7 protein-coding genes are annotated in these 14,363 nt (G+C 69.1%); 2 read left to right on the top strand and 5 right to left on the bottom strand.

Translation table 11 applies throughout. The annotated features are described in order from the left end of the window. Positions 1 to 27: 27 nt before the first annotated feature. Positions 28 to 3,255, bottom strand: a complete 3,228-nt coding sequence (locus B8W69_RS16830; protein WP_085290946.1) for an arabinosyltransferase domain-containing protein — start codon at positions 3,253 to 3,255, stop codon at positions 28 to 30. Next, on the bottom strand, positions 3,252 to 6,578 hold the full coding sequence (locus B8W69_RS16825; protein WP_085290945.1) for an arabinosyltransferase domain-containing protein: 3,327 nt from the start codon (positions 6,576 to 6,578) through the stop codon (positions 3,252 to 3,254). The genes B8W69_RS16830 and B8W69_RS16825 overlap by 4 nt, the downstream gene beginning before the upstream one ends. Positions 6,579 to 6,782: 204 nt before the next feature. On the opposite strand from B8W69_RS16825, the gene B8W69_RS16820 reads away from it, so the two are divergent. After that, the gene (locus B8W69_RS16820) at positions 6,783 to 7,937 is read left to right on the top strand and encodes a BTAD domain-containing putative transcriptional regulator (protein ID WP_085290944.1); all 1,155 of its coding nucleotides are present in this window, start codon (positions 6,783 to 6,785) and stop codon (positions 7,935 to 7,937) included. A 3-nt stretch (positions 7,938 to 7,940) separates the two neighbouring features. Here the strand turns inward: B8W69_RS16820 and B8W69_RS16815 are convergent, their stop codons facing one another. Then, positions 7,941 to 8,564, bottom strand: coding sequence for a maleylpyruvate isomerase family mycothiol-dependent enzyme (locus tag B8W69_RS16815; protein WP_085290943.1), 624 nt, complete (start codon positions 8,562 to 8,564; stop codon positions 7,941 to 7,943). Positions 8,565 to 8,813: 249 nt separating this feature from the next. Here B8W69_RS16815 and B8W69_RS16810 point away from each other — a divergent pair, with 249 nt between their 5' ends. Beyond that, positions 8,814 to 9,068, top strand: a complete 255-nt coding sequence (locus B8W69_RS16810; RefSeq protein ID WP_065027466.1) for a hypothetical protein — start codon at positions 8,814 to 8,816, stop codon at positions 9,066 to 9,068. Positions 9,069 to 9,145: 77 nt separating this feature from the next. Here the strand turns inward: B8W69_RS16810 and B8W69_RS16805 are convergent, their stop codons facing one another. Next, on the bottom strand, positions 9,146 to 12,421 hold the full coding sequence (locus B8W69_RS16805) for an arabinosyltransferase domain-containing protein (RefSeq protein ID WP_110881966.1): 3,276 nt from the start codon (positions 12,419 to 12,421) through the stop codon (positions 9,146 to 9,148). A 6-nt stretch (positions 12,422 to 12,427) separates the two neighbouring features. Then, entirely contained in the window at positions 12,428 to 14,362 is a 1,935-nt protein-coding gene (locus tag B8W69_RS16800; RefSeq protein ID WP_085290941.1) for a galactan 5-O-arabinofuranosyltransferase, read from the bottom strand. Between the last annotated feature and the right edge of the window lies 1 nt (position 14,363).

The raw sequence follows: 14,363 nt of genomic DNA, 5'->3' as shown, positions 1-14,363 counted from the left end.
GCCATTTTTCAAACTTTTGGTCGCTCGCTACGGCTTGATGCGGATCGGTCCGGGCGACCACCATCCGGTGCGGGTGGCGGTGCCCAGGTCGAGCTGCGCCGGGTGGGCGTCGGCGATGGTGTCGAATTTGCGCAGCGATCCCCAGTCGCGGCCCCAGTCATGGGACAGGTACGTCGACATGACATGGGCCCGCAGCAACAGGTCGGTGATGCCCAACAGGCCGCCGTTAACGCCGTCCTGCCACGTGTCGGTGTCCTGCTTCTTGGCGTTGTAGTCCGGGGTGATGCGGAACTCCGGGATCTCGGTGACGCCGTTGGAATGCAGCATCGGCCGCTGGCACGGGAAGGCCAGGCCGACCGCCCAGTCCATCAGCACCGGCCGCTTGGAACCGACGTACTCCTGCAACGAGCGCAGCTCCGGCACCCGCGGCGGGGTCAGCGCGACCCAGTCGTCCGGCGTCAGGGACAGGTCCTCGGCGACCACACGCACCGCGACCGCGTCGGCGGGCATCTGGGAGCGCGCGAAGCGCAGGTTCCGCCACACCTTCGGCTGCTCGCCGTAGAGGTCGTAGGGCACCAGGCGGCCGGCAGGCTGCACCGAGCCGCCGGGACCGGGCCTGCCGAATTCCAGCTCCACGGTCTGCCCGTTGGTGTGGCCGTGCAGGATGCTGTTGCCGGCGATGGTGCCCGCGGCCGTGATCACCACCAGCGGGTGCCCGTCGTCGCGTTTGGGCAGCTGGTACCAGGCCGAGGTCAGCCTGCTCTGCTGCTGCGCGCCGGTGGTGTAGCTGCCGGCCAGCGGCACCCGGCTGGGGTCGAGTCCATACGGCAGCGGCATCGTCGAGCCGTTGACGCCCGGTGCCTTCAGCTTGGTCGGCGCGTCCCAGTCGTAGTCGGTGCCGGGCTGCGGCACCTCCGTCTCCTTGATCGACTCGGCCAGGGTGCGATCCGGTACCCCGTTGGGCGTGAATCCGGTTGGGTTGACCCCACCCAACGGCCCCAGCGGGCCGTAATCGCCGGGTAGGGCAGCCATGAAGCCGGCATTGCTGTCCGGTTCGACGAGCACGTCATCGGCCAGCCCGCAGCCCCCGCTGAACTCCCGCAGGTTGTCCCAGGCATTGGAGTACGTCGGGTACTGACGCACGATGCCGGCCACCATCGACCCGATGAACACCAGCGCCATGAAGCCGGCCGCCACGGGGATGGGCGCGGCGGTCAGCGCCCGCGCCAGCCGCCCCTCGCCACGGTCCCTGGGCGCGAAGTGTAGGTACGCCGCCCACAGCGCGACAATCACGAACAGCGCGAAAAAGACTGTGCTTACGCTGATTCCGTGGAACCTCGGCATCACGTTATTGAACGGGACACCGAAGCTCGACACATACCACCAGCCGTTGGTGGTGGCGAAACACAGGGCCAGCACGAACAGCAGCGCCGCCACGAACGCCATTCGGTTGCGCGACCAGCGCAAGACCTCGTGCGACACCAGCACCGTCGTCAGCGCGGCCATCGCCGCTCCCACCGCGGCGAACAGCCCGAAGTGGTGCACCCACTTGGTGGGGGTGAACATCAGGAAGAACATGGTGCCGAAGATGACACCCATCAGCCGCCAGGCCGGCCCGCGCGCGACACCGGGAATTCGCTTGCGCCGCAACATGATAAAGACGGCTGTGAACAGGCATAGCGCCGCGACCAGGAACCCGAAGCGGCGTGACAGCGAGCCGTCGACGGTGGGCAGGATCAGGTAGTAGTAGCGCAGGTTCTCGGTGTACCAGGCCTGGCTGGGACCGATCGAGGTGCGAATCCTGGTGGCTTCCAACACCGTCGACAGCGTCTGATCGGCGAACACCACGGTCAGGATGACCGTGCCGGCGGCCAGCATCGGCGCCACCAGCGGCCAGGTGCCCACCAGGCGATGGCGTTTCACCAGAATCCGCAGGATCGGGCGGCCTCCGGCGACCAGCGCGGCCACGGCGATCAGCCCGGTGGGCTGCACCCCGAGGGTGAACGCGGCGGTGATGACGGCCAGCGCGGCGGGCGTCAGCCGGCTGTAGCGCATCGAGCGCTCGATCAGCACGTAGGTGATCAGCGAGCCGACGGCGATGATCGGCTCGGGGCGCAGGCCGTTGTCGAACGGCATCCAGGCCGTCAACAGCACCATGCCGGCCGCCCAGTTCGCCGGCTTGCTGGCGGCCACCGCGGGCCCCAGCCGGGGCAGCACCTCCCGCGAAAGCAGCAGCCAGCACACGATTCCGGCGATCAGGTCCGGCAACCGCATCCACAGGCTGGCGTCGGTGACGTGGGTCATCAGCGCCAGCAGGTTGTAGTACCAGCCGAAGGGGTCCTCCGGGCTACCAAACCAGCGGAAGTAGTTCGACATATAGCCGGCGTGGTCGGCGACCCGGGCCATGCCCAGGATGTAGCCGTCGTCCGACGAGTTCGCGCCGATCACGTGCCACAGCACGAAGCCGGAGATCACCGTGGCGTCGGCCAGGGTGAACTTGCGCCAGTTCGCCGGAATGAGCCGGCGCATCCGGTGGCCGTCCAGCTGATCGAGCCGCCACAAGGCGATGAGGGCGACGATGGTGGACACGATGGCCAGCACCATCGCGGCCAGCTTCAGCGTCGTCGGTGTGGTGGAGAACCGGGTGTCGATGGTCGCCGAGAGCTTCAAACCGGCCGGGGCCGGCCCGCTCAGGTCGGTGAACACCCCGACGATCTGCGGCCGCAGGTTCGGGTCCGGGAAGCCGCCGCCGAGCGGCTTGCCCGCTGGATCAGTCAGCCCGACGAAGGTGGCGAAGGCGCCCGCCTTCGTCGAGCTGATCTCGATGCGCTGACATTGTGGCGACTCCACCTGATCGCGGACCGCGCTCGCGATCACCACGTTGCGGTCGGTGACGTCGACGCGCTTGCCGTTGACGACCACGAACAACGCGTTGAGCGCGGCATCCTTACCCTTCTTGGGCGCCGTACTGAGCACGATCCCGCCCTCCGGCGGCAAGGCACGCACCACCGAGCACGGCACGGTCACGTGCACGTCGACCGGTGTGAGCGAAATCAGCGGCGCGGTTACGCTGCTCAGCTGGCCGTTCTGCGGCCAGTTCAGCGTCGCAGTGGTCTGCACGACGGGCAGCAGCGGCGTCGCGATCGACAGGATGAAACCGATCAGCCCCGCGATCGTCGCGACCCAGCGCGTCACCCGCACGTCCTGGCGGGCGGCCGCCTTGTCTTCGCGCGTGTCGACGGTCGTGACACTCATGGCAGCGCCCGAATCGGTCCCTGCCGGCTCCAGCCGTGCACTGTCATCACACCCTGTTCGATTGCGGCGTCCGGCGCCTGATCAGCCGGCACCAGTCGGAAGTACTGCTCCACGGATCCCCAGTCGCGATGCCAGTCGCCACGCAGGTACGTCGCGATCGTCGAGGTGCGCAGCATCGCCTGAGTGAACAGGAACGGACCCCCGTCCTCGCTGGCCTCCCACCCGTTCGACGACGCCGCCGTTTGTTTGTGATCGGGCAGGATGCGGTACCGCGGAAGCTCGGCAACGCCAAGGTGTTCGGAGATCGGATGCTGGCACGGGAAGTTGGCAGCCGTGGCGATGTCCATCAGCACGGGGGTTTGCGAGCCCATCAGCTGTTGCAGGGTCTGGAGCACCGGGACCCGTGGCGGTGTGACCGCGAACCACTGATCCGAACTCAGGTTTGGGTCGTAGGCGACGATGCGCGCCACGTTCGCCTCCGGTGGCGCCCAGGCCAGCGGGAACCGCAGGTTGCGCCACGCCGGCTCCGGCCCGATGTCGATCGGATAGACCTCTGCCAGCGGCTGGGTGGTGCCGTCGGGACGGGCGACGCCCCACTGCAGTTTCAGCTGTTGGCCGTAGGTGAAGGTGCCGTCCTCCTTGTACGACCAGATGGCACCGGCCGCCGTCACCACCACGATCGGCCGGTCGCTGGTGCGCGGCGGCAGCTGGTACCAGGCCGAGGTGGCCGTCGCGGCCAGCGAATTCTCGCCGTAGCTGCCCATCACCGGGGTGCGGGCCGGGTCCAGTCCGAACGGCAGCGCGGCATGCGACCCGTTCACGCCGACCGCGCCTCTCCCGCCGGCCGTGCCCGCGGAGTCACTCATGGTGGCGTTGGGTTTGTTGGGTGACCCGGTCGAATTCACCACGCCCGGCTTGGTCACCACCGGGTACGACCTCAGGTCGTCGCCCACGCCGTCGGGTTTGAAGCCGACCGGGTTGCTACCGCCCAGTGGACCGTCCGGACCGAAGGTCTGCCCCGGCACCGGCTGCAGCATGCCCGCGTTGGGGTCGGGCTCGGCCAGCACGTCGTCGGCCATGGCGCAGCTGGTCTTCGACAGCCCCGAACTGATCGCGGCGAGGTTCGCCTTGCCGGTGGTGTAGAGCGGATAGCGGTACACCGCGCCCTTGGTCAGCGAGGCGACCTCGCCGACGACCATGATGGTCGCGACCACCAGCAGCGGCGTCGACGCCAGCACCCGGTTGCGCCGGTTGTCCTTGACCTCGGTGTGCCCGGCGTAATCCATCCTGAAGTGCTGCCAGGCGGCCAGCAGGCCGGTCGCGATCGACAGGCTCAAAAATATCGTCGTCACCGGGTGGCTGGCGATGACGGGCTGGATGTCCCACCACGGCACCCCGTAGTTGCCGACGTAGAACCAGCCGTTGACGCCGGAGGTGGCCACCGCCAGGACAAACAGCAGGGCCGTGACGTACAGGGTCAGGTTGCGGCGGTTGTGCAGCCCGATCCGGGCCAGGGCGAACGCGGTGACCGCGCCCAGCGCCCCGGCCAGCCCGGCGAACGCACCGAACTGGACCGCCCACTTGGTCGGGGTGAACGTCAGCAGCAGCAGTCCGAACGCGGTGGTGCCGATCAACCGCCAGGCAGGCCCGCTGGCCACGCCGGGGATCCGGCCGCGGCGCAGCAGGGTGACGAGCATGCCGAACATGCACAGCAGCAGCACCAGCACGGCGAATCGCCGGGCCATCGATCCGTCCGGGTTGGATTCCACGGTGAGGAAGTAGTAGCGCAGCCAATCCTGGTACCAGGCGATGGTCGGGCCGACCTTGTACTTGATTCGCGCCGACTCGCCGACCGTGGCCAGCGTCTGGCTGCGGAACACCACCACCAGGATCAGCGACAGCGAGGCCGCCAGCACCGCCAGCGGTGCCAGCAGTCCGTCGGTCGCCCGGCGGCGCCGGATTGTCTGGGCGACGGCCCGTGCCCCGGTCAGCAGTGCGGCGACGGCGATCAGGCCCTGCGGCGCCAGCGTCGCGCTCAGCATCGCCACGATGATGGCCACCGCCGCGGGTGCCAAGCGGCGCAGCGCGATCGCGCGTTCCATCAGCATCCAGGTGACCAGCACGCCCAGGGCGATCAGCGGTTCGGGCCGCAGGCCGTTGTTGAAGGGCAGCCACGCGGCCACGAACACCGCGCCCGCGGTGAACACCGCGACCCGGTTGGCCGCGAGGCCGCCGCGGCCCGGACCGAGCCGGCGCAGCACCCAGTGGCTGATGATAAGCCAGCACCCGATTGCGGCCAGCGTGGCGGGCAGCCGCATCCACACGCCGGCCGTGCTCACCGCGGCCATCTTCGCCAGCAGCCCGAGATACCAGTCGAACGGCGCGTCCGTCGTGCCGAAGTAGCGGTAGTAGTCGGCGATGTAGCCGGCACCCGGCGCGACGCGCGCGATGGTCAGGTTGTAGCCGTCGTCCGACGAGGTGGCGCCGATGACGTGCCACAGCAACAGGGTTGCGATCACCCCGGCGTCGGCGATCCAGGTCGCGATTCCCACCCGCCGCCAGTTGGCCAGGCGCGTGCCGGGGCGGTATCTGGAGAGCCAGGCGATGGGGGAGCGCCAGTTGAGCAGCGTGCTGCCGCCTCGGCTGCGGCGGTCCAGAACCGCCAGCGCGACGATGGCCGTCAGCACCGCCAGGGCGCCCAGGACCATCACGATTTCCTTGATCACGGTGGGCGCGGTGAGGAACCGGGTATCGACGTCGATGCGGGCCGACAGCCCCGGCCCTGCGGGCACCTTCATGTCGGTGAAGACGCCGCCAACCTGAGGTTTCTTTTCGGCAGGCAGCACCCCGGAGGCGCCGGGTATGCCCACAAAATCGGCGCCCGTCGCGCCGGCGTTGGCCCAGACGTGCAGCACGCTGCACGCCCCGGCGGCGACCGCCGAACGTTGTGCGACCGTGGCCACGGTGTCGCGGAAGGCGACGACGACCACATCGGCGTTGGACCGCACGAACAGCCCGTTCTTCCCGGCATCGGTGCCGCCGGGCGGCAGGGTGGAGACCACCAGGCCGCCGGCCGGGGGCAGGCTGGCGATGTCGGGGCAGGGGATGGAGATGTCCAGCGCCCGGGGCGCCCCCGACACCAGGGGCGCGGTGATCTGGCTGACGTGCCCGTCTGTGCTGCCCTGCGGCCAGAGGATCGTTGCGGTGGTCTGCTTTACCGGAAGCAGCGGGACTGACAGGCACAGCAGCAGGCCCACGATTCCCGCGATGGCAGCCACCGACCGGGGCATCCGCTGCGATCGCTCTTTACCGTCGTGGGGCACGAGGCTCGATCGTAAGCGACGCGCCTTTGTCCGATGAGGACGCGGGGCCGCCCAGCGCCCAGGACGTGCTGCTCACGCCGTAAAAACCGGGTGCGAATCACAGCAAAACCCGCCTGCCGATTCGGCATCCGTTGCGTTTATGCGTTCAAAATGGGGGGCTGAGGCCTTGAGTGCGGCCGACGACCCCTGGGAGGCTGACAGCGCGTGATGAACGCAGGTCTGGGCTTTGGCGTCCTGGGCCCGTTGTCGGTGACGGCCAACGGCGCCCAGCTGCCGCTGGGCGCCCCGAAACAGCGCGCGGTGCTGGCCATGCTGCTGGTCCACCGCAACCGGCCGGTGTCCGTGGACGCGTTGATCGATGCGGTGTGGGGTGAGGCCCCGGTGCCGGCGGCGCGCACCAGCATCCAGTCTTATATCTCCACGCTGCGTCGGCTGCTGCGAGGCGTGGTGGCCAACCCGAACGGGGTGCTCGCCAGCGCCCCGCCCGGTTATCAGCTGAGTGTCGCCGACGCCGACTGCGACCTGGGACGCTTCCGCGCCCACAAGGCGGCCGGGGTCCAGGCCGCCAGCTTGGGGCGCTTCGAGGAAGCCAGCAGCCATCTGTCGGCGGCGCTGAGCGAATGGCGCGGACCGGTGCTCGACGACCTGCACAACTTCGCGTTCGTCGACGCGTTCGCCGGCATGCTGCTCGAGGAGCGGGTGGCAAGCCACACCGCGCGCGCCGAAGCTGAGATCGCCTGTGGTCGCGCCGATGGCGTCATCGGCGAGCTGGAGGCGCTCGTTGCACGGCATCCCTTTCGCGAACCACTGTGGGCGCAACTGATCACCGCCTACTACGTCACCGAGCGGCAGTCGGATGCGCTCGGCGCGTATCGGCGCCTGAAGACGGCGTTGGCCGACGGGCTGGGCATCGATCCGGGCCCGACGGTGAACGCGCTGCAACAGCGCATCCTGCGCCAGGAGCCACTGGGTCCCGAGCAACCCAAGCGGGTCGGCAAGCGGGCGGTGATGACCACCCACAAGCAGAGCACCGTGCGCTCGGAGTCGACGGCGGCGCTGGTCGACGATCCCGTTGTCGCCCGGTTGCGTGACAAGGCCGGCCGGCACTATCAGCTCAACGGTGTGACCACCCGGATCGGGCGGCTCGACGACAACGAGATCGTCCTGGACGACACCGAGGTCAGCCGCCACCATGCCGTGATCATCGACACCGGAACGGATTTCCTGATCACCGACATGAAATCCACGAATGGTGTGCAGGTGCGGGGCCGGCGCGTGCGGCGCAGCACCACCCTGGAAGACGGCGATCACATCCGCATCGGCAACTCGGAGTTCGTCTTCGAAATCCGGCCCGCCTGAACGCTATCCGCGGACCCGGTCGGCCAGCGTGGCAAGCCCGGGACCTTCGAGGTCGGCCAGGGCGGCCGGACGGCCCGTCATGGCCAGCAGGAGTGCCTCGCCGGGGCCGTTCACCTGGGGTCCGTCGCCGTGTGTCCACGAGACGTCGGTGGCGCGCAGTCCCAGGCCCCTGATCCGGCGTCCCGCGCCGAGCCGGGGGTTGCCGGGCACCAGCGGAAGAATCCGCTCGAGTCGATCGGGCGGCACCACGCGCGGCCGGCCCAGCGAGCGGCGGATGTCCTGGTGGTGGACGGTGCCGTCGACCAGCGCGATCATTCCGCCGAAACCCGCTGGCAGACCGCGTGGTTGGAGATGACTGCGCAGGAATTCCAGCAGCTGTTGCGGCGTGAGGGCCGCGAATTCGTCGACGCCCACCTGGTTGGCCCGGACGATCCAGCCCTTGGCGAACCGTCTCAGCAGCCCCAGTGCGCCCAGTTCGTCATAGCTGATCACATGCGCGACAACGTCTTTGACGTTCCAGCGGGTACACAGCGTCGGCGCCTCCCAGTCCTGCGGCGTCAGAGTGGCGAGGAATTCCGCGAGGTCGGCGCGCTCGGCGCGGGCCATGGCCATCAGGTCGGACGTCATCGCGGGTCACCATCGCTCAACAGGTCCTGCCGCAGCCCGGCTGCAGCGGCCACGAACCGTAAATCTAGACCCATCGATATCGAGCCTCAAGGGTTGCGCCGCACGTCAACCGGCGGACGCAAGAATTCCGCAAGAATCTCTGAACCATCTGGCAAGCCGTCTGTCGCAACCTGGTGTTGCCGGTCAGCAAGATCGGTCCCAGGAAAAAGTACGCAAATACGCAAAGTACGGCAGATAGGAATCACCACCATGAAGGACAACATCGCCGGCGCAGACACCCAGACCGACGTCAAGGCCAAGAAGGTCTCCAAGCTCCGCGTCGCCGCGGGTGTCGGGTTGGGCGCCATCGGTTTGTCGATCGCCGGGTCGCTGATGCCGGCCGTCGCCTCCGCAAGCCCCTACGTCCCGCACAGCGGCCACCTGCACCCGGTGCGCCACTACGCCGCCAACTTCCTGAACCCGGGCTGGACCCTGACGCACCCGTTCAACGCCGCCCTGCCATGATCTGACGTCGATCTAGCGCAGTAGTCTGCCCCGCTTCCCTGCTTCGGCCGGAAGCGGGGCAGAACTCGTTGTGCGCCTTAGTGTCTCAGCGGCGCCGGCCCCCACAGGCCGCTGCGCGTGGCCGTCCCCAGCAACAGGTGGGCGGGTTGTGCATCGGGGTAGTAGGGCGACAGCCGTTGCAGCGAGCCCCAATCACGAGACCAGTCGTCCTTGAGGTAGGTGGCCATTGTGGTCGCCCTGGTCAGCAGCTCGATGACGCCCAGCGGGCCGCCGCCGTTGTTGTCCATCACCGGCGAGTTGGCCTCGGCGCCGAAGCGGTCGGGCAGGATGCGCCATCTCGGGGTCTCGTCGACGCCGTTCTGATGGCCGAACGGTCGCTGGCAGGGGAAGGCCAGGCCGACGAGCCAGTCCAGGAACACCGGGTCGGCGGAGCCCACCACGTCCTGCAGCGTGCGTAGTTGCGGAGTTCTCGGCGGGGTCAGCGCGATCCAGTGCTGCGGGGCCAGGTCTTCGTCGTCGGCGACCAACCGAATCTGGGTGGCGGAGCTCGGAATTGCCGACATCGGCAGGCGCAGGTTGCGCCAGGCCGGCGACGCGCCCACGTCCGCGAATTGGAACGAGCCGCCGGGGTGTCCGCCGGCCGCCTGGTCGTCGGTGGCCCATTGCACCTGGACCTCGCGGAGGTCGAAGCGCCCGGCGGCGCTCACCACCAGCAGCGGCCCGGCCTTGTCGCGGGCGGGCAGTCGGTACCAGCTGGACCGCAGGTGCGCGGGCACCTGGATGCCCGAGCGCCAGCTGCCCAGCACCGGGGTGCGCGCGGGGTCGAGGTTGAAGGGCAGCTGGGCCGACGAACCGTTGATTCCCGGCGCCGGAGTGGTGCCGCCCTCGGTGCCGGCCTGGTTGCTGCCCGTCTTCTCCTCGTCGTTGACGAAGCTGCGGTCGCCCGGGCGTTCCATCACCGGGTCGGCACGCACGTCGGCGGGAATTCCGTTGGCCGTGAAGGCTTCCGACAGACCCGCGCCCAGCGCGTCGGCCACCGACGCGTTCACCGGCGTCAGCATCCCCGCGTTAGGGTCCTGCTCCACCAGCACGTCCTCGGCCAGTCCGCACGACTTTCCGGTCAGAGCCTGCAGGTTGGAGCGACCGACCGACCACGCCGGATACTGGTCGGTCATCGCCAGGGTCAGCGATGCCACCTCGAACACCACCAGCGCCCAGGTCGCAATTGCCAAGGGGGACTGGACAATTCCGGCAACCCTTGCGCCAAGGCGGGTCTTGGGTGGCCCGTTGTCCGGGGCGACGAAGTGGAACCAGGCCGCCAGCAGCAGCACCACCACGGTCAACCCGAGCAGCGCGGTGGCGAAGGCGTAATGCCAGGCCGGGAACTCATTCGACCACGGCACACCGAAATTCGAGACGTACCACCAGCCGTTGACGCTGGCGAACGACAACGCCACCAGGAACAGCACCACCGCGGCGTACACCGTGCGGTTGCGCCGCGATCGCATCGCCACGGAGGTCACCGCGACCGCGGCCAGCGCGCCCAGCGGCCCGGCCAGCCCGGCGAACACCCCGAAGTGGTGGGTCCACTTGGTGGGCGTGAACATCATCGCGACGAAGGAGATGATGGTGATCCCGACGATGCGCCGGCTCGGCCCGGCGGCCGTGCCCGGAATCCGCCCCTTGCGCAACGACATTGCGACCGTGATCCCGAGCGCGAGGATCAGCGCCAGCACGGCGAAGCGGCGGGCGACCGATCCGTCGGGGCTGGCCATGAACAGCCGCTCGTAACGGATGTGTTCGTCGAACCAGCTGAGGCTTGGCCCCACGGCGCGTTTGAGCATGGTGGCCTGGATCTCGCCGGTCAGCGTCTGGTCGCGGAAGATCAGGATGACGGTGACGGTGACCGCGGCCAGCAGGGGCGCGACCAGTGGCAGCGCGCCGAACCGTTTCGAGCGGCGGTGCAGGATGGTCCGCAGCGGCCCGATCGCGACCAGCAGTGCGCCGATCGAGGCGATGCCCGTCGGCCCGGAGAACAGGGTCAGCGCGCCGATGATGCAGGCGATCGCCACCGGCAGCAGCCGGCTGGTGGCCACCGCGCGTTCCACCGAGCACCAGGTCAGCAGGATGCCCAGCGCGATGATCGGCTCGGGACGCAGGCCGTTGTCCAGCGGCAGCCATACGGCCAGGAACATGCCCGCCGCCGTCCAGGCCGCGGCCCGGTTCTGTTTGACGGCGTGGCCCAGCCGCGGCATGACCTCACGGCTGATCACCCACCAGCACGTCAGCGCCATCACCAGGGTGGGCAACCGCATCCAGACGCTTGTCGTGCTCACGTGCGCCCACAGCGCCAGCAGGTCGTAGTACCAGCCGAACGGCGCCTCGGGCGTGCCCAACCAGCGGTAGTAGTTGGCCATGTAGCCGGCGTGCTCGGATACGCGGGCCATGGTGAGGATGTAGCCGTCGTCGGAGGTGTTGGCGCCGACGAAATGCCACCACACCAGCACGCCGATGACCAGGGCGTCCAGACCGCCGATCGACCACCAGCGGGCGGGCAGGAAGCGGCGGTGCCGGGTCCCGTCGGCGGTGTCGAGGATGTGCAGCGCGATCAGCGCGGCGGCCGTCAGCACCAGCCCGAGGATCATCGCGGCCATCTTCAGCGGGGTGGGGCTGCTGCTGTAGCGGGTGTCGATGGTCGCCGAGAACTTCAGGCCGGTCGGTGCCGGTCCGCTCAGATCGGTGAAGACGCCGACGATCTGGGGTCGGAAGTCGTAGCCGCTTTTCTCGCCGCGCAGCGGCGAGCCGGGATGCTCGGCGTTGTGTCCCTGGGTCAGGCCGACGAACTCGGCGGTGACCCGGTCGGCGTGCGCGGTGAAGGTCAGCCGCTGGCAGGCCGGGCTGAGCACCTGGCTCAACGGCGCGGTCACCACCGGGACGTTGCGCACCACCAGCACCAGGTCGTTGTTGGCGCGCACGATCAGGAGTCCCCGGTCGACGGCCTTCGGCGCCTGCTTGGGCACCGTCGACAGCAACACCGTCTTGCCCGCGTTGCCCGGCCCGGCCAGACCGGCGGCGGCCTCGCAGGGGACGGTGACGGTCAAATCGGTGGCGACGTAGCCGATCAGCGGCGCGTCGACGCTGCCGAAAGTGCCGTTCTGCGGCCAGTCGAGTTGGGCGGTGGTCTGGTTGACCGGAAGCAGCGGGGTGGCGATCGCCAGCAGCACTCCGAGCAGCCCGGCGACGGAAGCAACCAACCGGGCGATCCGGTGATTCGCTTCCGTGTCGTTCACGGAGCTAGATGCTAGTTCTTCAGGGGTACGGGGCCCCGTTTGAGGCGCAGTGTCGGTGCTCATCAGCAGTTACGTCCCGGGTTTGCGGATGGCCAGCACAAATGGGCCGACGCTTTGGACGACGAAACGCGGGTTGTCGAACAGTGCTCCGCGCAGATCGACGGTATACCGCCGCACGTTGGGTTGGTTGGGGTAGACGTCCTCGGCCAGCCGCAGCGTGTAGTTGCCGTTCGCGCCGCGGCGCATCAGGAAGACGGTCGGCGGGGGCCAGGGACAGGTGTCCAGGGCGTGGATCAACTCGTCGGCGGTCTTGAGGGTGGACCACTTGTTGATCTGCGCGGCCCGCAGGTCGAATTGTGCGAGGGGGTTGGCGTAGTGCGAGGTGAGGCCCTGGAATCCCCAGTAGGGGTAGAAGGACAGGAAGCTGTAGTCGGCGGTCATCACGACGGTCTGGTCGCGCGGCTTGCCGGTCACCTGCGTGATGGCGTGATCGATGGTGGCGTAGAACTTTTCGGCGCTGGGCGGCCGGCGGTCGCCGCGCTGCCCGTGACCGTCGGTGTCGGTGTAGGCGATGGTGAGGTCCGGTCGCAGCACGTCGGGGATGTCCTGGCTGAAGGCGATGGCGGCGGCTAGGCCGATGGCGCCGGCCACCGGGGCGATCGAGCTCTGCAAGCCGCGGCCCCAGCTCCGGTCGCGGCCCGCGGCGGCGAGCGCCTGCGCGAGTTCGAGGAAGCCGAACGCCCCGGCGGCGACCAGCATCACACTCAGCGTCGGCTGCAGCCGGAACGACAACAGCGTGGTGCGCGCCAGCGTGGTCAGCATGGACAGCAGCGACCACAGATAGATCGCCAGCACGCCGATGGCCAGGGCGCCCGCCCGCACCGACGATCGGGCCCGCAGCACCAGCCACAGGGTGCCGATCAGGCAGACGACGCCCAGCAGCGTGAACTGCAGCATGGGGAAGGTCAACTCGGCGCCGTCGGCCGGCAGATAGTGCATGGCGCTGCCGGAGTTGCTGATCGGGCTGTGCAGCGCTCGCACCACGAACGGCAACCACGTCGTGCAGGCGATCGCCACGGCGATGCCGGCGATGACGACCAACCGGCGCAGTGGATCGAGGGCGGCTTTGAGCCCGCCGCGCCTGCGGTTCCCCTGCCAGCGCACACCGGCCAGCCAGAGGGCCATCAACCCGACGGTGAACGCGCTGAACCCGCACAGCAGCGTGTACCAGGTGGCCGTCCAGCCCAGGAACAGCCCGGCGGCGATCACCGCGGCCCAGCCCGCACGGCCGGACGCGTCCGGCCGGTCACCGGCGCGCAGACCCGACCAGGTCAGCACCAGCATCGGCGGCAATAACACGGTGATCATCGCCGAGTAGGGCTCCGGAGAGCCGTAGGCCAGCGTCACCGCGGCCGTCGCGGTGGTGACGATCAGGGCGTATTCGAACCGGACCATCCGCCACCACAGCACCAGCGCGACCGCGACGGCGATGGTGATCGAGGTGATGGCCCACGGCTTGAAGACCTCCCAGGCTGGCGACCCGCCGAGCGCCGCGGCGCGCCCGCCGATCCAGAACCAGCCCGGCGGGTAGTACGGCGGCAGCCCGAGATAGGTCATGTCGCGCAGGGCGGGGCTGTCCGCCAGGCGGGTCAGGTATTCGGTGCGGAACTGCTGGTCGACGGAGATGCCGAACAGGTACAGCTTGGTCGCCCCCAGCGGCATGCCCAGCGTCACGACGGTGAACGCGGACACGAAGACCAGCCCGGCCAGTTGGGTCAGCTGCCGGCCGCGGGGGCGCGCGCAGCGGCGCCACACCCAGCCGACGGCGACCAGGCCGGCCAGGCAGCCGACCTGCCCGACGGTGGTCAGGGCGTGCAGTTGATTGGAGGACGGGAACGCCGGCCACTGCACCCGGGAGATGGCGACCAGCGAGACCACCGCGACGACGACCGCGACCAGCACCGCCAAAGCCATCTGGCCGAGGGTGGCCAGCGCGTTACGCATG

This window comes from Mycolicibacterium vulneris, assembly GCF_002104765.1.
Lineage (GTDB): Bacteria > Actinomycetota > Actinomycetes > Mycobacteriales > Mycobacteriaceae > Mycobacterium > Mycobacterium vulneris.
The sequence above is the reverse complement of the archived record's forward strand: the minus strand, read 5'-3'. Positions and strand labels throughout refer to the sequence as shown.

Coding starts and splice junctions, on each gene's coding strand:
- B8W69_RS16810 (WP_065027466.1), top strand. CDS start 8,814: ATGAAGGACAACATCGCCGGCGCAGACACCCAGACCGACGTCAAGGCC.
- B8W69_RS16830 (WP_085290946.1), bottom strand. CDS start 3,255: ATGAGTGTCACGACCGTCGACACGCGCGAAGACAAGGCGGCCGCCCGC.
- B8W69_RS16800 (WP_085290941.1), bottom strand. CDS start 14,362: ATGCGTAACGCGCTGGCCACCCTCGGCCAGATGGCTTTGGCGGTGCTG.
- B8W69_RS16805 (WP_110881966.1), bottom strand. CDS start 12,421: ATGAGCACCGACACTGCGCCTCAAACGGGGCCCCGTACCCCTGAAGAA.
- B8W69_RS16815 (WP_085290943.1), bottom strand. CDS start 8,564: ATGACGTCCGACCTGATGGCCATGGCCCGCGCCGAGCGCGCCGACCTC.